Genomic DNA, 26,916 nt, shown 5'->3' with positions numbered 1-26,916 from the left:
CCTGCGCGAGCCGGCGGGTCCGCCCGGGGCCACTACAGTGCTGGTCGTGGATCGAGTGCTGGTCGTGGATCGAGCGCGGCGCCGGTGAGCGAGGACCTCTTCGGGGGCGGCGGTGCGGCCGGCGGACCGGCCCCCAGCGGCAGCCTCGGCGACGCCGCCGGCAGCCACCTCCCGCTCGCGGTCCGGATGCGTCCGCGCACCGTCGACGAGATCGTCGGTCAGGGCCACCTGCTCGGCCCGGGCTCCCCGCTGCGCCGGCTCGCCGCCGGCGAGGCGATGTCGGTCTTCCTGTGGGGCCCGCCCGGCGTCGGCAAGACGACCATCGCCTCCGTCGTGTCGCAGAGCACCCGGCGCCGCTTCGTCGAGGTCAGCGCCGTCACGGCGGGCGTCAAGGAGGTCCGGGCGGTGCTCGACCAGGCCCGCCGCGACCTGCGCGTCGGCCAGGAGACCGTCCTGTTCGTCGACGAGGTGCACCGCTTCTCCAAGACCCAGCAGGACGTGCTGCTGCCGGCGGTCGAGAACCGGCTGGTCACCCTGGTCGCCGCGACGACGGAGAACCCCAGCTTCTCGGTGATCTCCCCGCTGCTGTCGCGCTCGCTGCTGCTGACGCTGAAGCCGCTCACCGACGACGACGTCAGCGCCCTGCTCGACCGCGCGCTGAGCGAGGAGCGGGGTCTGCGGACCGCGGACGGGCTGCCCTACGAGCTCACCGAGCCGGCCCGCCAGACGCTGCTGCGGCTGGCCGGCGGTGACGCCCGCCGCGCCCTCACCTACCTCGAGGAGGCCGCGGCCGGCGCCGAGGCGGTCGGCGACGCGCAGATCGACGACGACGCCGTGGCCCGGGCCGTCGACAAGGCGGCCATCCGCTACGACCGCGACGGCGACCAGCACTACGACGTCATCAGCGCCTTCATCAAGTCGATCCGCGGCTCCGACGTCCAGGCCGCCCTGCACTACCTGGCCCGGATGATCGCCGCCGGGGAGGACCCGCGGTTCATCGCCCGCCGGCTGGTGGTGCTGGCCTCGGAGGACATCGGGATGGCCGACCCCGGCGCCCTGCAGACCGCCGTCGCCGCCGCGGACGCCGTCGCCTTCATCGGGATGCCGGAGGGCCGGATCAACCTCGCCCAGGCGGTCATCGCCCTGGCGCTCGCGCCCAAGTCGAAAGCGGTCATCACCGCCATCGACGCGGCCCTGGCCGACGTCGGCGCCGGGAAGATCGGCCTGGTGCCGGCCCACCTGCGCGACGCGCACTACGCCGGGGCGAAGAAGATCGGCCACGGCCAGGGCTACGTCTACGCCCACGACGCACCGCACGGCATCGCGGCCCAGCCCTACCTGCCCGACGAGCTGGCCGGCGCCCGCTACTACAGCCCGACGGACCACGGCGCCGAGGCCGCGCTGGCGGCCCGGCTGGCCCGGATCGAGCAGCTGCTCGGACGCGCAGACCCGCCCGCCCGCCAGCCGGACCGCCGCTAGCCCGACCAGTCCGGGCCGCGGGCCAGCCGGAGCGCCCCGGTCGCCGTCGCGGGGTCCACCCGCTCCCCGTGCTGGCGCACCTCGACGACGCCGTCGGCGGCCAGCGCGGCCGCGACGTCGCGGGCCGCGTCCATCAGCTCCCGCCAGCCCTCGCCACCGGTGACGCGCGCGGCGTCGCTGGGGCAGATCGTCGACTCGGGCTTCCGGTGCCGCAGCAGCGACCGCACCGCGGACGCCAGACGCTCCCGGCGACCCTCCTCGGTGCCCGGCTCCCACCACGCCTCGCCGCGCTCGCCCAGCGCCACCTTGGCGTCCTGCACCCGGCGCCGGGCGGCGGCCGTGGCCACCTCCTCGCCGGCGGCGTCCTTCACCGCCCGCCGGGCGGCCATCAGCTCGGCGACCAGCTCGGTCCGCAGGGGGTCGGGGATGCCGGGGTCGCTGGCCCGCCAGCGCCGACCGCCCACCACGAGGTAGCGCCCGTCCGGGGTCCGCTCGGGCTCGCTCACCGGCCCAGCCTCGCAGAGCCCCGCCCGGCCCGTGCTCCCGGTGCGGCGCCGGGGCCGCCGATGTGAGCACGCGACGGGGGGCACGGGCGCGATAGGGTTTCCGCGGACCGGCGGCCCCGCCGCCGGTCGACGCCGCCCCCGGCGGCCCGCACACCGCAGCCACGTCACGCTGCACCAGCACCGGAGGAAGACCCCCATGACCGTAGGAGCGATCGCCGGCTTGATCGCCGCCATTGCCTTCGTCGCCCTGGTCGCCCTCGCGGCCGTCCCGCTGCTCAAGCTCGGACGGGTGCTCGAGGAGGTGCGGCTGGCGGTGCGCGACCTCGGCCACGAGTCGGTGCCGATCCTCACCGAGCTGCAGGGCACGGTCCGGGCCACCAACGCCGAGATCGAGAAGCTCGGCGTCGTCACCACCGACGTGGCCACGGTCAGCCGGAACGCCACGGTGGTCACCGACAACGCGGCCAAGCTCACCACCCTGTTCTCCGCGACCCTGGGCGGCCCGCTGGTGAAGACCGCCGCGCTGACCTACGGCGTCCGGACGGCCCTCAAGGGAAGCGGCGGCTCGGCGAAGCGCGCCGCCAAGCGGGCGAGCGCGTGATGGGCCGGGTGCTCTGGTTCGCCCTCGGCGCCGGGGTGGCCGTCTACGGCTACAGCAAGGTGCGGGCGTCGCTGCGGCAGGCCACCCCGCAGGCCCTGGGTCAGCGGGCGACCGGCTCGGCCGTCGAGCTGGCCGACTCCGCGCGCGGCTTCGTCGACCGGGCCCGAGCCGCCATGGCCGAGCGCGAGGCGGAGCTCCGCGACACGCTCGGCCTGCCCGCGCCCGAGTGACCCCCGGCTCGACCCGAACTTCGTGAGGACCTCTCCATGAACACCGCCGAGATCCGGCGCCGCTTCCTCGACTACTTCGCCACGCGAGGTCACGAGGTGGTGCCGTCCGCGCCCCTGCTCTACAACGACCCCACCCTGCTGTTCGTCAACGCCGGCATGGTGCCCTTCAAGCCCTACTTCACCGGGGCCGAGACCGCGCCGTTCGACCGCGCCACGAGCGTCCAGAAGTGCGTCCGCACGCTGGACATCGAGGAGGTCGGCAAGACGACCCGGCACGGGACGTTCTTCCAGATGAACGGCAACTTCTCCTTCGGCGACTACTTCAAGGCCGAGGCCATCCGCTACGCCTGGGAGCTCGTCACCGGCAGCCAGGACGCGGGCGGGCTCGGCTTCGACCCCGAGCGCGTCTGGGTCACCGTGCTGCACAGCGACGACGAGGCGGCCGCGCTGTGGGCCAACATCGCCGGCCTGCCCGCCGAGCGGATCCAGCGCCGCGGCCTGCTCGACAACTACTGGCACATGGGCATCCCCGGCCCCGGCGGCCCCTGCAGCGAGATCTACATCGACCGCGGGCCCGCCTACGGGCGCGACGGCGGTCCCGTCGTCGACGAGGACCGGTTCCTGGAGATCTGGAACCTCGTCTTCATGCAGGAGGAGCTGTCGACCGTCCGGGCCAAGGACGACTTCGACACGCTCGGCGACCTGCCGCGCAAGAACATCGACACCGGCATGGGGCTGGAGCGCGTCGCGCTGCTGCTGCAGGACGTCGACAACCTCTACGAGATCGACCAGGTCTTCCCGGTCATCCAGCGGGCGGTCGAGCTGTCCGGCCGGCGTTACGGCCGGGGCGGCGACGACGGCCGCCAGGACGACGTCCGGATGCGGGTGGTCGCCGACCACATCCGCTCCAGCCTGATGCTCATCGCCGACGGCGTGACCCCCGGCAACGAGGCGCGCGGCTACGTGCTCCGCCGGCTGCTGCGCCGCACCGTGCGCTCCATGCGGCTGCTGGGCGTGCACGACCCGGTGCTGCCCGAGCTGCTGCCGGTCAGCCGCGACGCCATGGGCGCGGCCTACCCCGAGGTCGTCGAGAACTTCGACCGCATCGCGGGCATCGCCTACGGCGAGGAGGACGCGTTCCGCCGCACCCTGACGACGGGCACCCAGATCTTCGACCTGGCCGTCTCCGACGCCAAGACCGCGCAGCAGCCGCAGCTGTCGGGTGAGCGGGCGTTCCAGCTGCACGACACCTACGGGTTCCCCATCGACCTCACCCTGGAGATGGCCTCCGAGCAGGGCCTCAGCGTCGACGCCGACGGCTTCCGCCGGCTGATGCAGGAGCAGCGCGACCGCGCGAAGGCCGACGCGAAGTCGAAGAAGGCCGGCGCCGCGAGCACCGAGGTGTACCGCGAGCTCCGGGCGCTGGGCCTGACGCCGTTCACCGGCTACGAGGAGCTCGTCACCGAGTCCCGGGTGCGCGGCATCGTCCGCGACGGCGCCCTGGTGGAGAGCGCGGGCGAGGGCGACGTCGTCGAGGTCGTGCTGGAGCAGACCCCGTTCTACGCCGAGTCCGGCGGCCAGGACTCCGACGCCGGCCTCATCCGGGCCGACGGCGCGACCCTCGAGGTCGTCGACGTCCAGCGCCCGGTCAAGGGCCTGGTCGTGCACCGGGTCCGGGTGGCCGACGGCGAGCTGCGCAGCGGCGTCGACGTCTCCGCCGAGGTCGACGGCGAGTGGCGGCTCGGCGCCTGCCAGGCGCACTCGGGCACCCACGTCGTGCACGCGGCGCTGCGCCAGGTGCTCGGCCCGACGGCGCTGCAGAGCGGCTCGTACAACAAGCCCGGCTACCTCCGGCTCGACTTCGCGTGGCCCTCGGGGCTCAGCCCCGCCCTCCGCTCCGACGTCGAGGAGGCGGCCAACCAGGCCATCCGGCTCGACCTCAACGTCCGGGCCAACTACATGTCCCTGGCGGAGGCGCGCGAGCTGGGCGCCCTGGCGCTGTTCGGCGAGACCTACGGCGAGGAGGTCCGCGTCGTCGAGATGGGCGGCCGCTGGTCGCGGGAGCTGTGCGGTGGCACGCACGTGCAGCACTCCTCCCAGATCGGGCTGGTCACCCTCAACGCCGAGTCCTCCGTCGGCTCGGGGGTTCGCCGCGTCGAGGCCTTCGTCGGCATCGAGGCGTTCCGCTACCTCGCGCGGGAGCGCGCGCTGGTGTCCGGCCTCACCGAGGCGCTCAAGGTCCAACCGGACCAGCTGACCGACCGGGTGCACCGCCTCGTCGAGCAGCTGAAGACCGCCGAGCGCCAGATCGCGGAGCTGAAGAGCCGCAACGTGCTGGCCGAGGTGGGCACCATCGCGGCCAAGGCGCACGACATGTGGGGCGTCGGCTACATCGGGCACCACGCCGAGGGCGTCGCCGGCGGCGACCTGCGCACGCTGGCCCTCGAGGTCCGCAACCGCGTGCAGGACACGCCCGCCGTGGTCGCGGTCGTCGGCGGCACCGCTGAGAAGCCGGCGGTCGTCGTCGTCACCACCCAGGGCGCGCGGGACCGCGGGCTCAAGGCGGGTGACCTCGTCCGCACCGCCAGCGAGGTGCTGGGGGGTCGCGGGGGCGGCAAGGACGACGTCGCCCAGGGTGGCGGCACCGACGGCAGCCGCGTCGGCGAGGCGCTCACCGCCGTCGAGCACGCCGTCGGCCACGTGGTGCAGAGCTGACGAGGGCGTGAGCCCGGACGAGGACCCCCGGTCCGACGCCGCGCCGGTCTTCCGGCGCGGCGTCCGACTGGCCCTGGACTGGGGCGACGCCCGGATCGGCGTCGCCGCGTGCGACCGGGACGGACTGCTCGCCTACCCGCTCGACACCGTCACCGCCGGCCCTGCCGAGCTCGACCGGGTCGTCGCCCTGGTCGCGGAGCACGAGCCGCTCGAGGTGGTGGTGGGGCTCCCGCGCTCCCTCAGCGGCGCCGACGGGCCGGCCGCCACGAAGGTGCGGGCGCGGGCCGAGGCGCTCGCCGCGCGGCTCGCCGTGCCCGTCCGGCTGGTCGACGAGCGGCTCACCACGGTGACCGCCTCGAGGCGCCTGCGGGAGGGCGGGAAGAAGGCCAAGCAGCAGCGCTCGGTCATCGACGCCGCCGCCGCGGCGGCCATCCTGGAACAGGCCGTGGCGCTCGAACGTTCGAGGGGTGGGCCACCGGGGGAGCTAGTATCGGTCCCTGGTCGCTCTGACTAGGGCGCCTGCCCGACACCGGCGCCCCGGGCGGGGCCCAGGACACTCGAGGGAGACCGACCGCGTGACATCGATGCTGGACCCGGAGGTCAAGCCGAGCCGGGCACGGGAGGTGGCGCACCAGGGCAAGGGCTGCCTGGCGGTCATCGTCGCCGCGGCCGTGCTGCTGTTCGGCGGCTTCTTCGTCTACGACCAGTCGAAGGGTCTGCTCGAGGGGTTCGGGGAGATCCCGGACTACCCGGGGCCGGGCACGGGCTCGGTCACGATCACGATCCCCGAGGGCGCGACGCTGAACGACATCGGCGACCTGCTGGTGGCTGATGACGTGGTGAAGTCCGTCGACGCCTGGGACCGGGCGGTCCGGAGCGAGGAGGCGGCCACCAGCGTCCAGCCGGGCAAGTACCTGATGCAGCAGCAGATGCCGGCCGTCGACGCGCTCGGCCTGCTGATCAACCCCGGCAGCTCGCGGGTGCGCAGCGAGTTCACCATCCAGGAGGGCCTGCGGCTCAGCGAGCAGGTCAGCGCCCTGGCCAAGGGGACCAAGATCAAGAAGTCCGCCTTCACCAAGGCGCTGGACGAACCGGACGAGCTGCGGCTGCCGAAGTACGCCAAGAACAGGCCCGAGGGGTTCCTCTTCCCCGACACCTACGAGCTGACCGAGGACGCGACCGCCCGCTCGACGCTGCGGCAGATGGTGGCCCAGTACAAGCGCGTCACCGACGACATCGGCCTGGAGGCCGACGCCAAGAAGATCGGCCGGACGCCGTACGAGGTGCTCATCGTGGCCAGCATCATCGAGAAGGAGGTGAACCAGGACCAGTACCGCGCCAAGGTCGCCCAGGTGCTCTACAACCGCCTCGACGAGGGCATGCCGCTGGGCCTGGACTCCACCGTCGTCTACGCCGAGAAGCTGAAGACGAACACGACGACGCCCGAGGACCGGCTGAGCGACTCGCCGTACAACACCTACCTCGTGGACGGGTTGCCGCCCGGGCCGATCTCCGCCCCGGGCCGCGCCGCGCTGGAGGCGGCCGCCAACCCGGAGAAGGGCGACTGGCGCTACTTCGTCACCGTGAACTTCGAGACCGGTGAGACCAAGTTCGCCACCACCAACACCGAGTTCGAGCAGATCCGCCAGGAGTTCCAGGACTACTGCCGCGCCAACCCCGGGACCTGTGACAGCTGACCCCGGCCGTGGCCGGCGGTGCGCGGTCCTCGGCTCGCCCATCGCGCACTCGCTGTCCCCGGCCCTGCACCGGGCGGCCTACGCCGAGCTCGGCCTCGACTGGGAGTACGGCCGGTTCGAGGTGCCCGAGGACGGGCTCGCGCCGTTCGTGGCCGGCTGCGACGGCTCCTGGCGGGGCCTGAGCCTCACCATGCCGCTCAAGGTCGTCGCGCTGGGGCTGGGCCGGGTCGAGCCGCTGGCCGCCCGGGTCGGCGCGGCCAACACCCTGGTCTTCGAGGACGACGGCTCCCGCACGCTGCACAACACCGACGTGCCCGGGCTCGTCTGGGCGCTCGGCGAGGTGGGCGTCACGGCCCTGGAGCGGGCGACCCTGCTGGGTGCGGGCGCCACCGCCCGGTCGACCGTCGTCTCGCTGAGCGGGCTGGGTGCGCGGGAGGTGACGGTGCTGGCACGGACGCCGGCCCGCGCCGAGCCGCTCGTCACCCTGGGGGCCTCGCTCGGGCTGTCCGTCGTCGTCCTCGGCTGGGACGCCCCGCTGCCGCCGGCCGACGTGCTGCTCAACACCGCCGTCGCCGGGGCGGCCGACGCCGTGGCCGTGCGCGCGGCCGCGAGCGCACCCGTCGTCTTCGACGCGCTCTACGACCCCTGGCCGACGGCGCTGGCCGTCGCCGCGGAGGCGGCCGGCTGCCGCGTCGTCAACGGCCTCGACCTGCTGGTCGGCCAGGCGCTGGTCCAGGTCGAGCTGATGACCGGCCGCACGGTCCCGGCCGCGACGCTGATGGCGGCGGGCCGCGCCGCCCTCGCCGCGGGTCAGCCCTGACCGAGCTGTCAGACGCCAGTAGGGCCAGGACCCCGGCGGCGTCTGACAGGTCGGGGCGGGTGGACGAACCGGGGCCGTGTGGGCGCCGCGTGGAAGACTGACGCCCATGCTCAGATGGCTGACCGCAGGAGAGTCCCACGGCCCGGCGCTGGTGGCGATCCTCGAGGGGCTGCCCGCCCACGTCCGCGTGACCACCGACGACCTCGCCGACGCGCTCGCCCGTCGCCGCCTCGGCTTCGGCCGCGGCGCCCGGATGAAGTTCGAGGCGGACGCGGTGACGGTGCTCGGCGGCGTCCGGCACGGCGAGACCCAGGGCGGTCCGGTGGCCATCCAGGTCGGCAACACCGAGTGGCCGAAGTGGGAGACGGTGATGTCGGCCGATCCCGTCGACGCCGAGGTGCTCGCCGGCCAGGCCCGCAACGCCGCCCTCACCCGGCCCCGTCCCGGGCACGCCGACCTCGCGGGCATGCAGAAGTACGACTTCGACGAGGCCCGTCCCGTCCTGGAGCGGGCCAGCGCGCGCGAGACCGCCGCCCGGGTGGCGCTCGGCCGGGTGGCCACGGCCTTCCTGCAGCAGACCCTCGGCGTCACGGTGCTGAGCCACGTCGTCGAGCTGGGCACGGTGTCCGCCCCGGCCGGCGTCGTCCCGACCTTCGCCGACCTCGAGGCCGTCGACGCCGACCCGGTCCGCTGCTTCGACCGCGACGCCTCCGCGGCGATGATCGCCGAGGTCGAGGCGGCGCAGAAGGACGGCGACACCCTGGGCGGTGTCGTCGAGGTGGCCGTCTGGGGCCTGCCGCCGGGCCTCGGCTCGCACGTCCACTGGGACCGCCGCCTCGACGCGCGGCTGGCCGGGGCGCTGATGGGCATCCAGGCGATCAAGGGCGTCGAGGTCGGCGACGGCTTCACGCTGGCCCGCACCCGCGGCAGCGCCGCGCACGACGAGATCGTCGCCGGCGAGGGCGGCATCTCCCGGGCCTCGCACCGCTCCGGCGGCACCGAGGGTGGGATGAGCACCGGCGAGCTGCTGCGCGTCCGCGCCGCGATGAAGCCGATCGCGACCGTGCCGCGGGCGCTGCGCACCGTCGACACGGCGACGGGGGAGAACGCGGTGGCCCACCACCAGCGCTCCGACGTCTGCGCCGTCCCGGCGGCCGGCGTGGTGGCCGAGGCCATGGTGGCCCTCGTCATCGCCGACGCGGTACTGGAGAAGTTCGGCGGCGACTCCGTCGAGGAGACCAAGCGCAACGCCGAGGCCTACCTGGAGCACGTGGCCGAGCGCGGGCTGTCGGTGGCGCCCGGCGCCGGCCAGGCGTGAGCGGCCCCGTCGTCCTGGTCGGCGCGCCCGGCTCCGGCAAATCCACCACCGGTGCGCTGCTGGCCGAGCGCCTCGGCGTGCCGTTCGCCGACGTGGACGCCGTGATCGAGCAGCGGGCCGGACGGAGCATCGCGGCGATCTTCGCCGACGACGGCGAGCCGGCCTTCCGGGCGCTGGAGGAGCAGGTCACCGCCGAGCTGCTGGACCAGCCGGGCGTGCTGTCGCTGGGTGGGGGAGCGGTGCTCTCGGCCACGACCCGGGCGGCGCTGCGCGGGCACCGCGTGGTGTGGCTCGAGGTGAGCGCGGCGACGGCCGTGTCCCGGGTGGGGCTCAACGAGGCCCGGCCGCTGCTGCTGGGCAACGTCCGCGGCCGGCTGATCAAGCTGCTGGCCGAGCGGACCCCGCTCTACGCCGAGGTGGCCACCGAGCGGGTGGAGACCGACAGTCTGCCGCCCGAGCAGGTCGTCGCGCTGCTGCTCACGTCGTCCTCGGAGGAGACCGGTGCCTGAGACCACCCGCATCACCGTCTCGGCGGAGCGTCCCTACGACGTGCTCGTCGGGCACGGCCTGCTGGGCGAGCTGCCCGGCCTGCTGGGCGCCGACGTGCAGCGGGTCGCGCTGATCCACCCGCCGACGCTGGCCCGGCTCGCCGCCTCGGCGAACCACGTGCTGGCCGAGGCAGGCTACGAGGTCGTCCGCATCGACGTCCCCGACGCCGAGGCCGCCAAGACCGCGACCGTCGCCGCGTCCTGCTGGTCCGTCCTCGGCAACGCCGGCTTCACCCGCTCCGACGCCGTCGTCGGCCTGGGCGGCGGCTCGACGACCGACCTCGCCGGCTTCGTCGCCGCCACCTGGCTGCGCGGCGTGCGCTACGTCAGCGTGCCGACCAGTCTGCTGGGCATGGTGGACGCCGCCGTGGGTGGCAAGACCGGCATCAACACCGCCGAGGGCAAGAACCTCGTCGGCGCGTTCTACGAGCCGGCCGGCGTCCTCTGCGACCTCGAGGCCCTGACGACGCTGCCCCCGGCCGACCTCGTCGGGGGGCTGGCCGAGGTCGTCAAGTGCGGCTTCATCGCCGACCCGGCGATCCTGACCCTGGTCGAGACCGCCCCCGACGCCTGCCGCACCCCGGGCTCGCCGGAGCTGCGCGAGCTGGTCGAGCGCTCCGTCCGGGTCAAGGCCGAGGTGGTGTCCGGCGACCTGCGCGAGGCGACCTCGGTCGGCTCCCGGGTCGGACGCGAGCTCCTGAACTACGGCCACACCCTCGGCCACGCCGTCGAGCGCCGCGAGCAGTACCGCTGGCGCCACGGCGAGGCCGTCAGCGTCGGGATGGTCTTCGTCGCCGAGCTGGCCCGGCGCGCCGGGCTGATCGACTCCTCGCTCGCCGCCCGGCACACGGCCGTGCTCGCCAGCGTCGGCCTCCCGGTCCGCTACGACCCCGACGCCTTCGACGACCTGCTGGTCACCATGGGCCTGGACAAGAAGACCCGCGGCTCGACCCTGCGTTTCGTCGTCCTCAACGGCCTCGCCTCGGCCGAGATCCTCGCCGGTCCGTCGGAGGACCTGCTGCGCGAGACCTACGCCGCGGTGAGTGCTGGATAACCGCGGCTGAGAGCGCCCTGCTCGAGCGGGTTCCCAGCACTCGCCGATCCGGTCGGCAACTGCGGGGAGACGACGAGTTCCGGGCGCGGGCAGGTGTCGTCCTCCCGCAGTTGCGTCAGCGGACGAGGACCTGCAGCTCGCCGACGGGGATCGTCGTGCTGGCCGACTGGTAGAAGGGGATCGAGCCGGTCGTCCCGTTGATCGCCCAGTCGATGGCCCAGACCGCGTTCGCGGTGACGGTGTACGAGCCCTCCGGCAGTGACGGCTGCGGGTAGGCGTAGCCGCAGGACGGCGACGCGGTACCGGGCTCGACGGAGCGGGTCCAGCGGGTGCCGAGGTCCGAGCAGCGGACGCGGTTTCCGTCGCCCATGTCGAAGACGACCTCGACGAGGCGGGCGTCGAGCGCGACGGACAGGTCGAAGACCGAGTCCGACACCGGAGCCGGGTCGAGGTCGCCCTCCGCCCACAGCCAGAGCGGGTAGCCGACGGCTGCCATGTCCCACTCGTTGATGTCGGGCGGCGGCCCGACCACCGGTTGCGGCGCCGTGAGGCGGAGGCGGGCCGAGGCGATGTAGGCGGCCTGCTCGGGCGTGACGGCGGGCGCGGCGGGTGCTGCGGCCGGATCAGCGGGGTCGCCTGCCTCGCGGATGTTCGGGTCGTCGGGGAGCGGCACGGTCTGGAAGCGCCCGCAGTTGAGGTTGCCCGCGGTGGCGACGCACTGACCCTGCGCGTTGGTGGCGGCCTTGTTGGCGCTGATGGCGGCGGCCAGCCGGGTGCGGTAGCTGTCCATCTGCGCCTTGTACTCGTCCTGCGGCAGATACTTGTAGTCCGACTTGCCACTGGTGGTCACCGGCCTCGCGGGACTCTTGCCGGGTCTTGTGCCTGACGACGGCGCCTGCTGACGCTGCTTCCAAGCCTGGACACGGACAGAGTTGTCCCCTGTGCGGAGGCCGCTGCCTTCGTCTGCCTGGCTTGTCGTTGGTGGTGTTGCGAAGACCAGGAGGCCGGTCAGAATCCCCGCGGTGAGCATCCTCAATCGCATGTCGATACCTTCTTGCCGCTGCCCGACCAGAGTTTCCAGGCATCGCTGATCCGCCGAACTTGGATGATCGACTGGCGCATCTCGCCTTGGCCGACCTGTTCGCCGTTCTTTGCGATGATCCTGATTGAACGACTGTCCTCGCAGACCCGAAGCTCTAACTCGGCCGCGGAGTAGGCGCCCGGCGCGACAGAAAGAATCCTCTCCTTGCCTTCTTGGTGGTCTCCCAAGCCGTGGTATGCCTCGGTGACCTCGGCAAACTCCTTCAGGTACTCACCCCCGGCGGTCTGCTTCATCACCTTTGTCGGCTCCTTCGCCCCGCCAGCCCGCAGCACCCGCCCGTACTCGGCCCGAAAGGTCCGGTACGCCTTCTCGGCCGTGGCGTAGTCGAGCCGCTCCTGCCGCTCGGCGTCGGTCTCGGTCGGGGTGGCGGACGAGGCGCTGGGCGACGGCGAGGGCTGGACCACCGCATCCGGCGTGCAGCCGGTCAAGCCCGGGCCCAGGGCGAGCGCGCCGACCAGCGCGGCGACGCCGACCCCCGTCCGACCGTCCCTCACCTCACGTCCTCCCCGTCCGCGAGCGGCCAGACTCCCACGCACCGCGGCCCCGTGTCAGCCCCCGCCGGGCACTCCTGTGGACAACCAGGGGCACGGCGACCGTCGGACGGCCGTCAGCGGTGGTCTAGACTGAGTGGCTGCCCTCGAAGGGCTCCACCATCACGAAGGGTTTCCGCGCGTGGCGTCGACGAATGATCTCAAGAACGGCATGGTCCTCGACCTGGACGGCCAGCTCTGGTCCGTGGTCTGGTTCCAGCACCACAAGCCCGGCAAGGGCAACACGGTCGTCCGGACCAAGCTGAAGCACGTCCTGTCGGGCAAGGTCGTCGACAAGACCTTCAACTCCGACACCAAGGTCGACACCGCGAGCGTGGACCGCCGCGACATGCAGTACCTGTACCACGACGGCTCCGGCTTCGTCTTCATGGACACCTCGACCTACGAGCAGGTGACCATCAGCGACGAGACCGTGGGCGACGCGAAGAACTACCTCCTCGAGGAGCAGGTCGCCACCGTCGCGATCCACGAGGACAACCCGCTGTACATCGACCTGCCGGCCTCGGTCGAGCTGCTCATCACCTACACCGAGCCCGGCCTGCAGGGCGACCGCAGCACCGGCGGCACCAAGCCCGCCACGCTGGAGACCGGTCTGCAGATCCAGGTCCCGCTGTTCATCACCAACGGCGAGAAGGTCAAGGTGGACACCCGCACGGGTGACTACCTGGGCCGCGTCGCCTGACCTGACGACGAGCAGCATGTCCGAGCCCGACCGGCCGCGCACCCTCTCGACCCGGAGCAAGGCCCGCAAGCGCGCCCTCGACATCTTGTTCGAGGCCGACCTGCGGGGCAACGACCCGCTCGAGACGCTCGCGGCCAGCACGGATCGCTCCGACCCGCCGGTTCGCGACTACACCGCCACCCTGGTGCGCGGCGTCGTCACGCACCGGACCGAGATCGACCGGCGGATCGCCTCCTGCATGGCCAAGAGCTGGTCGGTGGAGCGGATGCCGCGGGTCGACCGCGCCGCCGCCCGGATCGCGGTCTTCGAGATCGACTTCGGCGAGGTGCCCGACCCGGTCGCGGTGGCCGAGGCCGTCGCCCTGGTCGGCGACCTCTCCACCGACGAGTCGCCGGCCTACCTCACGGGCCTGCTCAGCGCGGTGCTGGCGACCAAGACGCCCGACGCCGAGCCCCCGGCCCAGTCGGCCTGACCGACCGGACCCGCAGACGCCACGAGCGGCCGCCCCCTCCTGGGGACGGCCGCTCGTCGCGTTCTCGGTGGGTGAGAAGCTCAGCCCTGGAGGATCTTCTCGCCGACGCGCTCGGTCAGGTCGGCCTCGGTGGCCTTGAGCAGCCGGATCCGCTCCTGCCGCTCGGCCAGCTCGGCGTCGGCCTCGGTGAGGACCCGCTCGGCCTCGAGCCGGGCGAGCCGGGTCAGCCGGTCGGCCGTCCGCTGGCTCTCCAGCAGCAGCTGGCGCGCCTGCTCCTGCGCCACCGTCAGGACGTCGAGCGCGGCGGCGGAGAGTTCCTCGCCGGCGTCCTCGGCCGCCACGCGGCGAGCAGCCGGAGCAGGGGCCGGACCCTGCAGCGCGGGCACGTCCTCCGCGACCGCCTCGGCGTTCCCGTCGGCCGCCGCGGTGGCCGTCGGGGTGATCCCGACGGTGGTGCGCAGCGGGACCTCGCGGACCAGCACCACCGCGACCAGGGTGACGACCGAGATGACGGCGGCGATGGCGAACAGCAGGCCGAAGGAGTCGCCGTAGGCCACGTGCACGATGCTCTGGATCGGCGCGGGCAGGTCCTTGATGTCGAGGCTGCCGCTGGAGCCGGTGCCGGCGCTCGGCAGGCCGGCGGCGGTGAGGCCGCTGGTGATGTTCCCGGCGACGTGGTTGGCCAGGATGGCGCCCAGCACGGCGACGCCGACGGCCCCGCCCAGCGAACGGAAGAACGTGATGGTCGCCGAGGTGGAGCCGACGTCGCGGACGTCGACCGTGTTCTGCACGGCCAGCACGATGTTCTGGATCAGCGCGCCGACGCCCACGCCCATGACGGCCATGAAGAGGCCGACCTGCCAGTAGGCGGTGGTGTGGTCGATGGTGCCCAGCCCGGCGAGGCCGGCGACCAGCGCGATCGCGCCGACGACCATCAGCGGCTTCCAGCGCCCGGTGCGGGTGACCACCTGGCCGCCGATCGTCGAGGTCAGCATCTGGCTGATGATCAGCGGGATCGTCATCAGGCCGGCCCGGGTGGCGGAGTGGCCGCCCGCCAGCTGGAAGTACTGAGTGAGGAAGGTGCTGCTGCCGAACATGGCGACGCCGACGGCGAGGCTGGCGATGATCATGAGGATGGTCGTCCGGTTGCCCAGCAGGCGGATCGGCACCATCGGCTCGCTGACCCGCAGCTCGGTGACCACGGCGAGGGCGACGGCGACGGCGAACGCCGCGAGGAAGGCGCCCGACTGCCAGGAGATCCAGGCGTAGTCGGAGCCGGCGAAGGTGACCCACAGCATCGGCAGCCCGGCGACCAGCGCGATCAGCACGGCGCCGAGGTAGTCGATGCGGACGCCGCGGCGGCCGGCCGGGGCGTGCAGGGTGAGCTGCAGCGCGACGAGGGCCAGGACGGCGAGCGGCACGCAGACGAAGAAGCACCAGCGCCAGTTGGCGTTGTCGGTGATCACGCCGCCCAGCAGCGGGCCGGAGACCGTGCTCACGGCCATCACCGCGCCCATGTAGCCGGCGTAGCGGCCGCGCTGGCGCGGCGGGATGAGGGCGCCCATGATCGACTGCGTCAGCGCCACCAGCCCGCCCATCCCGAGCCCCTGCAGGGCGCGGAAGGCCATCATCGGCGGCACGGTCTGGGAGAGCCCGGCGCCGACGGAGCCGGCGACGAAGATCACGATCGACAGCTGGACGAGGACCTTCTTGTTGAACAGGTCGGAGAGCTTGCCCCAGATGGGCGTGCTGATCGTCATCGCCAGCAGCGACGAGGTGATCACCCAGGTGTACTGGCGCTGGGTCCCGTTGAGGTCGGCCATGATCGTCGGCAGCGCCGTGGAGACGATCGTCGTCGACAGCATGGCGGTGAACAGGGCGGCGAGCAGCCCGGTCATCACCTTGAGGATCTGCTGGTGGGTCAGCGCGTCGCCGACGGGGGCGACGGCGGGTGCTGCGGTGGTGGTGGTCATGCGTGCCTTCGGTGGTGGGAGCGGGTCAGGAGGAGGTGCGGGCCGGCGAGCGCGAGCCGTGAGCGGGGGAGCCGAGGTCCAGGCCCTCGGTCAGCGTCGACTCGAGGCGGTCCATCAGCCGGGTGAGCGTGGCGACGTCGGCGGGGTCCCAGGCGTCGAGCAGCGGCGTGAAGCGGTCGGAGAACTCCCGGCGGGCGCTCTCCAGGCGGTCGCGGCCGGCGTCGGTCAGACCCAGCCGGGCCGCACGGGCGTCGTCGGGGTCGTGCCGGCGCTCGACGAGCCCCGCCTGCTCCAGCGGCACCAGGGCCCGGGAGACCACCGACGGCGCGATCTGCAGCCGTCCGGCGAGGTCGCCGGCCCGGGACTCGGCCGTGGAGAGGGCCTTGAGGATGCCCAGCGGGGTGCCGCTGAGGCCGTACTCGGCCTGGTGGCGGTGCCCGGCGGCGCGCGCGGTGCGGATCAGCCGGCCCAGCACGTCGAGCAGCTCGGCCGTGCCGGCCGTCCGCTCGTCGTGCTGCGGGTCGCGCGTCGCCGTCATCAGGTCTCCTCCAGGTCGATAGTTGCTGCAAGCAACCTTACGGTCACGGGTTACATAGCGCAACTAACCGTCGGTTTGTTCCCGGGCCGGTCTCGCGGCCGTCACGGCGGGCGGCCGGGGGGTCTCCGGCTGGTAGCGTGTCCGCGATCTTCCAACCTTTAAGACCTGTCCTGTGAGGCAGGAAAGGACGGGCATGAGCACAGCCGATTCGACGCGTCCAGATCCCTCCGACTCCCGTCCGCCGGCAGCGCTGCTGGTGCTCGAGGACGGCCGGACCTTCACGGGCCGGGCCTACGGGGCCGTGGGGGAGACCTTCGGCGAGGCGGTCTTCGCCACCGGTATGTCGGGCTACCAGGAGACCTTGACCGACCCCAGCTACCACCGGCAGGTCGTCGTGGCCACCGCGCCCCACATCGGCAACACCGGCTGGAACGACGAGGACGACGAGTCCGGCCAGATCTGGGTGGCCGGCTACGTCGTCCGCGACGCCGCCCGGGTGCCCTCGAGCTGGCGCTCGCGCCGGACCCTGGAGGACGAGCTCCGGGCCCAGGGCGTCGTGGGCGTCCAGGACGTCGACACCCGCGCCCTCACCCGGCACCTGCGCGAGCGGGGCGCCATGCGCGTCGGCCTCTCCAGCGTCGAGACCGACCCCGCGGCCCTGCTCCGCCGTGTCCAGGAGGGACCCGCGATGGCGGGCGCCCACCTCGCCGACGAGGTCACCACGCGCGAGGCCTACGTCGTCCCCGCCGAGGGCGAGCGGCGGTACCGCGTCGTCGCCGTCGACCTCGGCATCAAGACCATGACCCCGCGGCAGATGGCCCGGCGGGGGATCGAGGTGCACGTCGTGCCCTCCACCGCGACCTTCGAGCAGATTGCGGCCCTGGAGCCGGACGGCGTCTTCTTCTCCAACGGCCCCGGCGACCCGGCGGCCACCGAGGGCCCGGTCGAGCTGCTGAAGGCCGTGCTCGGCGCCGGCATCCCCTACTTCGGCATCTGCTTCGGCAACCAGATCTTCGGCCGCGCGCTGGGCTTCGGCACCTACAAGCTGGGCTACGGACACCGGGGCCTCAACCAGCCGGTGATGGACCTGCGCACCCGGCGGGTCGAGGTCACCTCGCACAACCACGGCTTCGCCGTCGACGCCCCGCTGGACCGGCCGACGACGACGCCCTTCGGCACCGCGACCGTCAGCCACGTCGGCCTCAACGACCAGGTGGTCGAGGGCCTCGAGCTGCGCGACGGCGCCGGCCGCGTGCTCGGCTTCTCCGTCCAGTACCACCCCGAGGCCGCCGCCGGCCCGCACGACGCCAGCTACCTCTTCGACCGCTTCGTCGAGGTCATGACCCTTCGATCCTTCGACAGGCTCAGGACAGGCGAAGCTCAGGGAACGGAGAACGTCTGATGCCCCGTCGCACCGACCTGCACACCATCCTCGTCATCGGCTCCGGCCCCATCGTCATCGGCCAGGCCAGCGAGTTCGACTACTCCGGCACGCAGGCCTGCCGCGTGCTCAAGGAGGAGGGCTTCCGCGTCGTCCTCGTCAACTCCAACCCGGCGACGATCATGACCGACCCGGAGTTCGCCGACGCCACCTACGTCGAGCCGATCACCCCCGAGTTCGTCGAGCAGGTCATCGCCCTCGAGCGGCCCGACGCGCTGCTGGCCACCCTGGGCGGGCAGACCGCGCTCAACGCCGCCGTCGCCCTGCACGAGAACGGCGTCCTGGAGAAGTACGGCGTCGAGATGATCGGCGCGTCCTTCGACGCCATCCAGCGCGGGGAGAACCGCGAGCAGTTCAAGGCCATCGTCGAGAACCTCTCCGGCCTGGCCGGCGGCGTCGCCGAGGTGGCCCGCAGCTACGTCTGCCACTCGATGGACGACGTGCTGGCCGCGGCCGGGGAGCTGGGCTACCCGCTCGTCGTCCGGCCCAGCTTCACCATGGGCGGTGTCGGCTCCGGGTTCGCGCACGACGAGACCGACCTGCGCCGCATCGCCGGCGCCGGGCTCTCGGCCAGCCCGACCACCGAGGTGCTCATCGAGGAGTCGATCCTCGGCTGGAAGGAGTACGAGCTCGAGGTCATGCGCGACCGCGCGGACAACGTCGTCATCGTCTGCTCGATCGAGAACTTCGACCCGATGGGCGTGCACACCGGCGACTCGATCACCGTCGCACCGGCCATGACCCTGACCGACCGCGAGTACCAGCTGATGCGCGACGTCGCCATCGGCATCATCCGCGACGTCGGCGTCGACACCGGCGGCTGCAACATCCAGTTCGCCGTCGACCCGGCGACGGGCCGGATGATCGTCATCGAGATGAACCCGCGGGTCTCGCGCTCCAGCGCCCTGGCCAGCAAGGCGACGGGCTTCCCCATCGCCAAGATCGCGGCCAAGGTCGCCGTCGGCTACACCCTCGACGAGATCCCCAACGACATCACCGAGCAGACCCCGGCCAGCTTCGAGCCGACGCTGGACTACGTCGTCGTCAAGGTGCCGCGGTTCGCCTTCGAGAAGTTCCCCTCGGCCGACTCGACCCTGACCACGCACATGAAGAGCGTCGGCGAGGCGATGGCCATCGGCCGCAACTTCACCGAGGCGCTCGGCAAGGCGCTCCGCAGCCTGGAGGACCCGAAGGCCCCCTTCGAGTTCGCGCAGCCGGTGACCACGCCGGTCGAGGAGATCCTGGCCGCCGCCGCCCGCCCCCACGACGGCCGGATCGGCCTGGTCATGCAGGCGCTGCGGGCCGGCGCCACCCCGGAGCAGGTCTTCGCGGCCACGAAGATCGACCCGTGGTTCGTCGACCAGCTCGTCCTGGTGCTCGAGGTGGCCGACACCGTCCGCGACGCCCCCGAGCTGACCGCCGACGTGCTGCGGCTGGCGAAGCGGCACGGGCTCTCCGACGCCCAGGTCGCGGCCCTGCGGCACCTGCGCGAGGACGTCGTCCGCGGCGTCCGCTGGGCGCTGGGCATCCGGCCGGTCTACAAGACCGTCGACACCTGCGCGGCCGAGTTCGCCGCCCGGACGCCGTACCACTACAGCTCCTACGAGACCGAGTCCGAGGTGATGCCGCGGGACAAGCCCGCGGTGCTCATCCTGGGCAGCGGCCCGAACCGGATCGGCCAGGGCATCGAGTTCGACTACTCGTGCGTGCACGCCGCGATGGCGCTGTCGGCGGCCGGCTACGAGACCGTGATGGTCAACTGCAACCCGGAGACGGTGAGCACCGACTACGACACCGCCGACCGGCTCTACTTCGAGCCGCTGACGCTGGAGGACGTGCTCGAGGTCGTGCACGCCGAGCAGCAGGCCGGCCCGGTCGCGGGCGTCATCGTCCAGCTGGGCGGCCAGACGCCGCTGCGGCTGGCCCAGGGGCTCAAGGACGCGGGCGTCCCGATCGTCGGCACCAGCCCCGAGGCCATCCACCTGGCCGAGGAGCGCGGCGCCTTCGGCGAGGTGCTCGACGCCGAGGGGCTGCCGGCCCCCAAGCACGGGCTGGCCCGCTCCTTCGACGAGGCCAAGACCATCGCCGACGAGATCGGCTACCCGGTCCTGGTCCGGCCGTCCTACGTGCTCGGCGGGCGGGGGATGGAGATCGTCTACGACGAGCCGTCGCTGTCCTCCTACATCGGCCGCGCCACCGAGGTCTCGCCCGCGCACCCGGTGCTCGTCGACCGCTTCCTCGACGACGCGGTGGAGATCGACGTCGACGCGCTCTACGACGGCACCGACCTCTACCTCGGCGGCGTCATGGAGCACATCGAGGAGGCCGGCGTGCACTCCGGCGACTCCGCCTGCGCGCTGCCGCCGATCACCCTCGGCGCCGAGGTCGTGGACCGGATCCGCGACTCCACCGAGAAGATCGCCCGCGGCGTCGGCGTCCGCGGCCTCATCAACATCCAGTTCGCGCTGGCCGGGGACACCCTCTACGTGCTGGAGGCCAACCCGCGCGCGTCGCGCACGGTGCCCTTCGTCTCCAAGGCGACCGGCACCCAGCTGGCCAAGGCCGCGGCCCGGGTGATGCTGGGCACGAGCATCGCCGACCTGCGCGCCGAGGGCCTGCTGCGGCCCACCGGCGACGGCTCCGACGAGGACGTCGCCGGGCCGATCGCCGTCAAGGAGGCCGTTATGCCCTTCAACCGGTTCCGCACCGTCGAGGGCATCTCGGTCGACACCATCCTGGGCCCGGAGATGAAGTCGACCGGCGAGGTCATGGGCCTCGACCTCGGCTTCGGCACCGCCTTCGCCAAGAGCCAGGTCGCCGCCTCCGGCCCGCTGCCGCTGAAGGGCACCGTCTTCGTGTCCGTCGCCAACCGGGACAAGCGCAACGTCGTGTTCCCGGTCAAGCGGCTGGCCGACCTCGGCTTCCAGATCGTGGCCACCACCGGCACCGCGTCCATGCTGCGGCGGCATGGCGTGCAGGTGACCACGGTCCGCAAGTACAGCCAGGGTCCCGGCCCGGACGGGGAGAAGACGGTCGTCCAGGCGATCCTCGACGGCGAGGTCGACCTCATCTTCAACACCCCGCACGGGCTCAGCCCCGACGGCCGGCCGCGTTTCGACGGCTACGAGATCCGCACCGCGGGCGTGCTGCGCAACGTCCCCTGCATTACCACGGTGCAGGGGCTGGCGGCGGCCGTGCAGGGCATCGAGGCCGTCATGGCCGGCGACGTCGGCGTGCGCTCGCTGCAGTCCTGGGCGCAGGACCGCGCGGCCCGGTGACCGGCGCCCGATGAGCGCGGACACCTGGCTGCTGGACCGCGGCTACCGCCGGCTGCTGCGACCGGTGCTGTTCCGCTCCGGCGGCGGCGACCCCGAGCAGGTGCACGACGCCACGCTGGCGGCGCTGCACCGGGTGGGGGAGAACCGGGCGGCCCGCGGCGCGCTGGCCGCGCTGCTGGCCCGGCACCGCGACCCCGTCCGGGTGGCCGGCGTCGACTTCCCCGGCCGGGTCGGCGTCGCCGCGGGCCTGGACAAGAACGGGCTGGGGCTCAGGGCCTGGGGCGCGCTGGGCTTCGGCTTCGCCGAGCTGGGCACCGTGACCAGCCAGGGCCAGCCGGGCAACGCCCAGCCGCGGCTGTTCCGGCTGCCCGAGCACCGGGCCATCGTCAACCGGATGGGCTTCAACAACGCCGGTGCGGCGGCGCTGGCGGCCCGGCTGGCCGCCGCCGACGTCGTCCGGGGCAACCGCGCCGTCGGGATCCCGCTGGGCGTCAGCCTGGGCAAGACGAAGACGACCCCGCTGGCCGAGGCGACGGCGGACTACCTGGCCTCGTTCCGGCTGCTGGCCGGCTACGCCGACTACGTCGCCGTCAACGTCTCCAGCCCGAACACCCCCGGCCTGCGCTCGCTGCAGGACGCCGCGGCCCTCCGCGAGCTGGTGGGCACGCTGGTGGACGAGGCCCGGCGCCGCGACCCCGACCGGCCCGTGCCGGTGTTCGTGAAGCTGGCGCCCGACCTCTCCGACGACGCGCTCGAGGAGCTGCTCGACGTCTGCACCGACGCCGGCGCCGCCGGGCTGGTGGCGACCAACACGACGCTGTCGCGGGACGCCGTCGCCGGCCACCGGCACGCCGCCGAGGCGGGCGGGCTGTCCGGCTCCCCGCTGGCCGCGCGGGCCCGGGCCGTCGTCGCCTTCCTCACCGCCCGGACCACGCTGCCGGTGATGGGCGTCGGCGGCATCCTCACCGCCGACGACGGCCGCGCCATGCTGGACGCCGGCGCCGTCCTGCTGCAGGTCTACAGCGGCTACATCTACCGCGGTCCGGCGCTGGTCGCCGAGCTCAACCGGCTGCGGCCGGCGGACCGCCCGAGCACGACGACGAGGGGATGACGCCGGTGCGCGCGAGCTACGGGGAGCGGCTGCAGCAGGTCGTGGGGGAGCGGGGGCCGCTCTGCGTCGGCATCGACCCGCACCCCGGCGTGCTGGCGGCCTGGGGGCTGGCCGACGACGTCGCCGGCCTCGAGGCCTGCGCGCGGGGGATGGTCGAGGCGCTGGGCGCCGAGGTGGCGGTCTTCAAGCCCCAGTCGGCGTTCTACGAGGCCCACGGGTCGGCCGGCGTCGCGGTGCTGGAGCGCGTGCTCGCCGACATCGCCGCGGCCGGCGCCCTGTCGCTGCTCGACGTCAAGCGCGGGGACATCGGCTCCACCATGGACGCCTACGCCCGCGCCTACCTGGCCGACGGCGCCCCGCTGGCCGCCGACGCGGTCACCCTCAGCCCCTACCTCGGCTTCGGCTCCCTCGACGGCGCGGTGGACCTCGCGGCCCGGCACGGCCGCGGTGTCTACGTCCTGGCGCTGACCAGCAACCCCGAGGGCCCGCAGCTCCAGCACGCCCGGACCGCCGACGACCGGCTGGTCGGCCAGCTCGTCGTCGACGAGGCGGCCGCGCGCAACCCGGGGCCGGGGCTCGGCCACGTCGGCGTCGTCGCCGGGGCGACCATCGGCCGCACCGGCGTCGACTTCTCCGCCCTCAACGGCTCGATCCTCGCCCCGGGCATCGGCGCGCAGGGCGGGACGGCGGCCGACCTGGCGGAGGTCTTCGGCGCCGCGGCCCCGCTCGTCCTCCCCACGACCAGCCGCGAGGTGATGGGCGCGGGGCCCGACCCCGAGGCCCTCCGCGACGCCGCGCGCAGCACCCTGGCCGCCATGCGCGCGGTGCTGTCCGTGGGGTAGGTTTCGAGGCTCCGGAGGTCGCCGTCCGCTGCCGAGTGCGGGGCACCTGGAGTTCGTAGATGAGGACGCACGTAGTGACCATTCCCCCGTTGAGCGACGAGCAGCGCCAGCTCGCCCGGCACGCCGCGACCGAGGCCCGGCGCCGTCGCGCCGAGGTCAAGCAGGCCCTGCGCACCGGTCGCCGGACGCTCGCCGAGGTCCTGGCCCAGGCCGAGCAGGACGACGTCGTCGCCCACACCAAGGTCGTCGACGTGCTCAAGTCGCTGCCCCGCGTCGGCGCCGTGCGCGCCGCCCGGGTGATGGAGCGGCTGGACATCGCCCCGAACCGCCGCCTGCGCGGCCTCGGCAAGCACCAGACCGCCGCCCTCGTGGCGGAGTTCCCGGCCCCGGGCGTCTCCGCCGACCCCTCCGCGTGACCCCGGTGGGCCTCACGGTGCTCTCCGGCCCGACGGCGGTCGGCAAGGGCACCGTGGTGACGCACCTGGCGGCGCAGCACCCGGAGATCTTCGTCTCGGTGTCGGCCACGACCCGCCCGCCGCGGCCCGGCGAGGTGGACGGCGTGCACTACCTCTTCGTGTCCGAGGACGAGTTCGACGCCCTGGTCGCCGACGGCGCCCTGCTCGAGTGGGCCGTGGTGCACGGGGTGCACCGCTACGGCACGCCGCGCGCGCCCGTCGTCGCCGCGGTGCAGGAGCACCGGCCGGCGCTGCTGGAGATCGACCTCCAGGGGGCGCGGCAGGTGCGCGACGCCTGGCCGGACGCCCGGTTCGTCTTCCTGGCCCCGCCCAGCTGGGAGGAGCTGGTCCGCCGGCTGGTCGGCCGCGGCACCGAGTCGGAGGCCCAGCGGGAGCGCCGGCTGCAGACCGCGCGGGAGGAGCTGGCCTCGGCCACCGAGTTCGACCACGTCGTCGTGAACGGCGAAGTAGGCCAGGCCGTGGCCGAGTTGGTAGCCTTGACTCGTCTGTGACGACAGACGCCCCACCTCAGCGCGGTCCGGCTCGACGAGCCGGTCGCTGCGCTGCGCGGGACCCGGCCTCTGCGGCCGGTCCTGCGGGGGGTCACCCGAGCTGAAACCGAAGGTATCTCCGTGACTGTCCACCCCGTCGCCGAAGGCATCACCAACCCGCCGATCGACGAGCTGCTCACCCGTTCGGACTCCAAGTACAAGCTGGTGCTGTTCGCCGCCAAGCGCGCCCGCCAGATCAACGCCTACTACTCCCAGCTCGGCGAGGGCCTCCTGGACCACGTCGGCCCGCTGGTCGAGACCGGCCCGCAGGAGAAGCCGCTGTCCATCGCCCTGCGCGAGGTCAACGCCGGCAAGCTCGACTGCATCGACATCGACCCGGACGCCGAGGAGACCGAGGAGTCCGGCCCGCAGGGCCCGACGCTGGTCGAGCCGGCCTGAGCCCGACCCCGTGAGCACGGTCCTGGGCCGCCGGCCGCCCCGCGGGTGGGCGGCGGGCCCGGCCCCCGCGACGGCCCGGCGGTGAGCCGGGTCGTCCTCGGCGTCGCCGGCGGGATCGCGGCCTACAAGGCCTGCGAGCTCCTCCGGCGGCTGCTGGCCGCCGGTCATGAGGTCACCGTCGTCCCGACGGACTCGGCTCTGCAGTTCGTCGGCGAGGCCACCTGGGCGGCGCTCTCCGGCCGGCCGGTGCACACCGGCGTCTGGGCCGATGCCCAGCACGTGCCGCACGTGAAGCTGGGCCAGGAGGCCGACCTCGTCGTCGTCGCCCCGGCCACGGCGGACCTGCTCGCGCGGGCCGCCACCGGCCGCGCGGACGACCTCCTGACCAACGTGCTGCTCACCGCGCACGGCCCGGTGGTGATGGCCCCGGCCATGCACACCGAGATGTGGCAGCACGCCGCGACCCGGGCCAACGTGGACACCCTCCGCTCGCGCGGCGTCGTCGTCGTGGACCCCGACTCGGGCCGGCTCACCGGCCCCGACTCCGGTCCCGGCCGGCTGCCCGACCCGGCCGAGCTGGCCGCCGTCGTCGAGGCCGTGCTGGTCGACGCCGACCTCACCCGCCGCGCCGCCGCGCAGGACCTGGCCGGGCTGCGCGTCGTCGTCAGCGCCGGCGGCACCCGGGAGCACCTCGACCCGGTCCGCTTCCTCGGCAATTCCTCCTCCGGCCTGATGGGCTGGGCCCTCGCCCGCGCCGCCCGGCTGCGCGGGGCCGACGTGACCCTGGTCGCGGCCAACGTCGACCGCCCCGCCCCGCCCGCGGTGCCCGTCACCCCGGTGACCTCCACCGCCGACCTGGACGCCGCCGTCCGCGCCGCCGCGGCGACCGCCGACGTCGTGGTGATGGCCGCCGCGCCCGCCGACTTTACCCCCGCCGCCGCCAGCGGCACCAAGATCAAGAAGTCCGGCGACGGCGGCCTCGAGCTCGACCTCGTGCAGACCGCCGACGTCCTCGCCGGCCTCGTCGCCGCGCGGACCGACCCGCGCCAGGTGCTCGTCGGCTTCGCGGCCGAGACCCCGTCCGACGACGCCGACCTGCTCGCCCTGGGCCGGGCGAAGCTGGCCCGCAAGGGCTGCGACCTGCTGGTGCTCAACGCCGTCGGCCGCGGCCGGGTGTTCGGCCAGCCGGACAGCGAGATCACCCTGCTCACCGCCGACGGGGCGCAGGGGCCGCGTGCCGGCAGCAAGGACACGCTGGCCCACCTCATCTGGGACACCGCCCTGCGCCTGCGCTCCTCCCGGTAGGTTGGCCCGGGCCGGTGCAGGAGCCGGTCCAGCCCAGAGGGAGACGAGGCCATGGCGCGCAGACTGTTCACCTCCGAGTCGGTCACCGAGGGCCACCCGGACAAGATCGCCGACCAGATCAGCGACACCGTCCTCGACGCCCTGCTGGACCAGGACCCCTCCAGCCGCGTGGCCGTCGAGTGCCTGGTCACGACCGGCCTCGTCGTCGTCGCCGGCGAGGTGACCACCGACTCCTACGTCGAGATCCCGGGCCTGGTCCGGCAGAAGGTCATCGACATCGGCTACGACTCCTCCACCAAGGGCTTCGACGGCGCCTCCTGCGGCGTCTCCATCGCCATCGGGCAGCAGTCGCCCGACATCGCCCAGGGCGTCGACACCGCGTTCGAGTCCCGCACCGGTTCCTCGGTCGACGCGCTCGACGCGCAGGGGGCCGGTGACCAGGGCCTGATGTTCGGCTACGCCTGCGACGAGACCGCGTCGCTGATGCCGCTGCCGATCGACCTCGCGCACCGGCTCGCCGAGCAGCTCTCCGCCGTCCGCAAGGACGGGACCATGCCCTACCTGCGCCCCGACGGCAAGACCCAGGTCACCATCGAGTACGACGGCGACCGGCCGGTCCGGCTGGACACCGTCGTGCTGTCCAGCCAGCACGCCGCCGACATCGACCTCGACGCCCTGCTGGCTCCCGACGTCCGCAAGCACGTCGTCGAGCCGGTGCTGGAGCGCTTCGCGATCGACAGCTCCGACTACCGGCTGCTGGTCAACCCCACCGGGCGGTTCGAGATCGGCGGCCCGATGGGCGACGCCGGGCTGACCGGCCGCAAGATCATCGTCGACACCTACGGCGGGATGGCCCGGCACGGCGGCGGCGCCTTCTCGGGCAAGGACCCGTCCAAGGTCGACCGCTCCGGGGCCTACGCGATGCGCTGGGTGGCCAAGAACGTCGTCGCGGCCGGGCTGGCGCGTCGCTGCGAGGTCCAGGTCGCCTACGCCATCGGCAAGGCGCACCCCGTGGGCTTCTACGTCGAGACCTTCGGCACCGAGTCGGTCCCGACCGACCAGATCGCCGACGCCGTGCTGGCCACGTTCGACCTGCGGCCGGCCGCGATCATCCGCGACCTCGACCTGAAGCGGCCGATCTATGGTGCCACGGCCGCCTACGGCCACTTCGGCCGCGAGCTGCCCGGCCTCACCTGGGAGGTCGCCGACCGCGCCGACGCCCTCGCGGCGGCCGTCCGCGGCTGAGCC

26 protein-coding genes are annotated in these 26,916 nt (G+C 73.5%); 21 read left to right on the top strand and 5 right to left on the bottom strand.

Annotation, left to right across the window (positions count from 1 at the left end):
• The first annotated feature begins 84 nt into the window (after positions 1–84).
• Entirely contained in the window at positions 85–1,479 is a 1,395-nt protein-coding gene (locus tag JOF54_RS01900) for a replication-associated recombination protein A (RefSeq protein WP_307803724.1), read from the top strand.
• Here JOF54_RS01900 and JOF54_RS20615 read toward each other — a convergent pair.
• Positions 1,476–1,985, bottom strand: coding sequence for a DUF3253 domain-containing protein (locus JOF54_RS20615; protein WP_307803723.1), 510 nt, complete (start codon positions 1,983–1,985; stop codon positions 1,476–1,478). The two genes, JOF54_RS01900 and JOF54_RS20615, sit on opposite strands and share 4 nt — an antisense overlap.
• 196 nt (positions 1,986–2,181) lie before the next feature.
• Here JOF54_RS20615 and JOF54_RS01890 point away from each other — a divergent pair, with 196 nt between their 5' ends.
• The 9 genes from JOF54_RS01890 to aroB all read left to right on the top strand — a co-directional run bounded on the left by JOF54_RS01890 (position 2,182) and on the right by aroB (position 10,968).
• The gene (locus JOF54_RS01890; RefSeq protein WP_210052500.1) at positions 2,182–2,586 is read left to right on the top strand and encodes a DUF948 domain-containing protein; all 405 of its coding nucleotides are present in this window, start codon (positions 2,182–2,184) and stop codon (positions 2,584–2,586) included.
• On the top strand, positions 2,586–2,816 hold the full coding sequence (locus tag JOF54_RS01885) for a DUF6167 family protein (protein ID WP_210052498.1): 231 nt from the start codon (positions 2,586–2,588) through the stop codon (positions 2,814–2,816). Before JOF54_RS01890 ends, JOF54_RS01885 begins: the two co-directional genes overlap by 1 nt.
• Before the next feature lie 36 nt (positions 2,817–2,852).
• Positions 2,853–5,531 (top strand): alanine--tRNA ligase, encoded by a 2,679-nt coding sequence (alaS, locus tag JOF54_RS01880; RefSeq protein ID WP_210052496.1) that lies wholly within the window; start codon positions 2,853–2,855, stop codon positions 5,529–5,531.
• A gap of 7 nt (positions 5,532–5,538) precedes the next feature.
• On the top strand, positions 5,539–6,045 hold the full coding sequence (ruvX, locus tag JOF54_RS01875) for a Holliday junction resolvase RuvX (protein ID WP_210052494.1): 507 nt from the start codon (positions 5,539–5,541) through the stop codon (positions 6,043–6,045).
• A 70-nt stretch (positions 6,046–6,115) separates the two neighbouring features.
• Positions 6,116–7,228, top strand: coding sequence for an endolytic transglycosylase MltG (gene mltG / locus JOF54_RS01870; protein WP_245358535.1), 1,113 nt, complete (start codon positions 6,116–6,118; stop codon positions 7,226–7,228).
• A complete protein-coding gene (locus JOF54_RS01865; protein ID WP_210052490.1) occupies positions 7,218–8,048 on the top strand; it encodes a shikimate dehydrogenase in 831 nt (276 codons plus the stop codon). Before mltG ends, JOF54_RS01865 begins: the two co-directional genes overlap by 11 nt.
• A gap of 106 nt (positions 8,049–8,154) precedes the next feature.
• Positions 8,155–9,366: a chorismate synthase gene (aroC, locus tag JOF54_RS01860; RefSeq protein ID WP_210052488.1), complete on the top strand. Its 1,212-nt coding sequence runs from the start codon at positions 8,155–8,157 to the stop codon at positions 9,364–9,366.
• Entirely contained in the window at positions 9,363–9,875 is a 513-nt protein-coding gene (locus JOF54_RS01855; RefSeq protein ID WP_210052485.1) for a shikimate kinase, read from the top strand. Before aroC ends, JOF54_RS01855 begins: the two co-directional genes overlap by 4 nt.
• Entirely contained in the window at positions 9,868–10,968 is a 1,101-nt protein-coding gene (aroB, locus tag JOF54_RS01850) for a 3-dehydroquinate synthase (RefSeq protein WP_210052483.1), read from the top strand. Before JOF54_RS01855 ends, aroB begins: the two co-directional genes overlap by 8 nt.
• A gap of 115 nt (positions 10,969–11,083) precedes the next feature.
• On the opposite strand, the gene JOF54_RS01845 is transcribed toward aroB, so the two are convergent.
• Both JOF54_RS01845 and JOF54_RS01840 read right to left on the bottom strand, forming a co-directional pair.
• Positions 11,084–11,818 (bottom strand): hypothetical protein, encoded by a 735-nt coding sequence (locus JOF54_RS01845; protein ID WP_210052480.1) that lies wholly within the window; start codon positions 11,816–11,818, stop codon positions 11,084–11,086.
• Between the two features lie 182 nt (positions 11,819–12,000).
• Positions 12,001–12,564, bottom strand: coding sequence for a hypothetical protein (locus tag JOF54_RS01840; protein WP_210052478.1), 564 nt, complete (start codon positions 12,562–12,564; stop codon positions 12,001–12,003).
• 178 nt (positions 12,565–12,742) lie between these two features.
• Between JOF54_RS01840 and efp the strand changes: the two genes are divergently transcribed.
• Together efp and nusB are read left to right on the top strand one after the other, a co-directional pair.
• Complete coding sequence (efp, locus tag JOF54_RS01835) at positions 12,743–13,303, top strand: elongation factor P (RefSeq protein ID WP_210052476.1); 561 nt, start codon at positions 12,743–12,745, stop codon at positions 13,301–13,303.
• Between the two features lie 16 nt (positions 13,304–13,319).
• On the top strand, positions 13,320–13,775 hold the full coding sequence (gene nusB / locus JOF54_RS01830) for a transcription antitermination factor NusB (protein ID WP_210052474.1): 456 nt from the start codon (positions 13,320–13,322) through the stop codon (positions 13,773–13,775).
• A gap of 80 nt (positions 13,776–13,855) precedes the next feature.
• On the opposite strand, the gene JOF54_RS01825 is transcribed toward nusB, so the two are convergent.
• Positions 13,856–15,748 carry an MFS transporter gene (locus JOF54_RS01825; protein ID WP_210052472.1) on the bottom strand — a complete coding sequence of 631 codons (1,893 nt, stop codon included), beginning with the start codon at positions 15,746–15,748 and terminating at the stop codon, positions 13,856–13,858.
• A 25-nt stretch (positions 15,749–15,773) separates the two neighbouring features.
• Positions 15,774–16,286 carry a MarR family winged helix-turn-helix transcriptional regulator gene (locus JOF54_RS01820; RefSeq protein ID WP_210052470.1) on the bottom strand — a complete coding sequence of 171 codons (513 nt, stop codon included), beginning with the start codon at positions 16,284–16,286 and terminating at the stop codon, positions 15,774–15,776.
• 193 nt (positions 16,287–16,479) lie between these two features.
• Between JOF54_RS01820 and carA the strand changes: the two genes are divergently transcribed.
• The 9 genes from carA to metK all read left to right on the top strand — a co-directional run bounded on the left by carA (position 16,480) and on the right by metK (position 26,913).
• Positions 16,480–17,688 (top strand): glutamine-hydrolyzing carbamoyl-phosphate synthase small subunit, encoded by a 1,209-nt coding sequence (gene carA, locus JOF54_RS01815; protein WP_210052468.1) that lies wholly within the window; start codon positions 16,480–16,482, stop codon positions 17,686–17,688.
• A complete protein-coding gene (gene carB / locus JOF54_RS01810; protein WP_210052466.1) occupies positions 17,688–21,005 on the top strand; it encodes a carbamoyl-phosphate synthase large subunit in 3,318 nt (1,105 codons plus the stop codon). Before carA ends, carB begins: the two co-directional genes overlap by 1 nt.
• A 10-nt stretch (positions 21,006–21,015) precedes the next feature.
• Complete coding sequence (locus tag JOF54_RS01805) at positions 21,016–22,116, top strand: quinone-dependent dihydroorotate dehydrogenase (protein WP_210052464.1); 1,101 nt, start codon at positions 21,016–21,018, stop codon at positions 22,114–22,116.
• Positions 22,113–22,958, top strand: a complete 846-nt coding sequence (gene pyrF, locus JOF54_RS01800; protein ID WP_210052462.1) for an orotidine-5'-phosphate decarboxylase — start codon at positions 22,113–22,115, stop codon at positions 22,956–22,958. The genes JOF54_RS01805 and pyrF overlap by 4 nt, the downstream gene beginning before the upstream one ends.
• A gap of 59 nt (positions 22,959–23,017) precedes the next feature.
• Positions 23,018–23,374: an integration host factor, actinobacterial type gene (mihF, locus tag JOF54_RS01795; RefSeq protein WP_210052460.1), complete on the top strand. Its 357-nt coding sequence runs from the start codon at positions 23,018–23,020 to the stop codon at positions 23,372–23,374.
• A gap of 5 nt (positions 23,375–23,379) precedes the next feature.
• On the top strand, positions 23,380–23,925 hold the full coding sequence (gene gmk / locus JOF54_RS01790; protein WP_425560666.1) for a guanylate kinase: 546 nt from the start codon (positions 23,380–23,382) through the stop codon (positions 23,923–23,925).
• A 120-nt stretch (positions 23,926–24,045) separates the two neighbouring features.
• Positions 24,046–24,363 carry a DNA-directed RNA polymerase subunit omega gene (gene rpoZ / locus JOF54_RS01785; RefSeq protein WP_307803719.1) on the top strand — a complete coding sequence of 106 codons (318 nt, stop codon included), beginning with the start codon at positions 24,046–24,048 and terminating at the stop codon, positions 24,361–24,363.
• 81 nt (positions 24,364–24,444) lie between these two features.
• The gene (gene coaBC / locus JOF54_RS01780) at positions 24,445–25,668 is read left to right on the top strand and encodes a bifunctional phosphopantothenoylcysteine decarboxylase/phosphopantothenate--cysteine ligase CoaBC (RefSeq protein ID WP_210052456.1); all 1,224 of its coding nucleotides are present in this window, start codon (positions 24,445–24,447) and stop codon (positions 25,666–25,668) included.
• A 51-nt stretch (positions 25,669–25,719) separates the two neighbouring features.
• On the top strand, positions 25,720–26,913 hold the full coding sequence (gene metK, locus JOF54_RS01775; RefSeq protein ID WP_210052454.1) for a methionine adenosyltransferase: 1,194 nt from the start codon (positions 25,720–25,722) through the stop codon (positions 26,911–26,913).
• Positions 26,914–26,916 lie beyond the last annotated feature (3 nt).

This window comes from Microlunatus capsulatus (assembly GCF_017876495.1).
Taxonomy (GTDB): domain Bacteria; phylum Actinomycetota; class Actinomycetes; order Propionibacteriales; family Propionibacteriaceae; genus Microlunatus; species Microlunatus capsulatus.
Note: the sequence above shows the minus strand (reverse complement) of the source record. Positions and strands in the feature narration are given on the sequence as shown.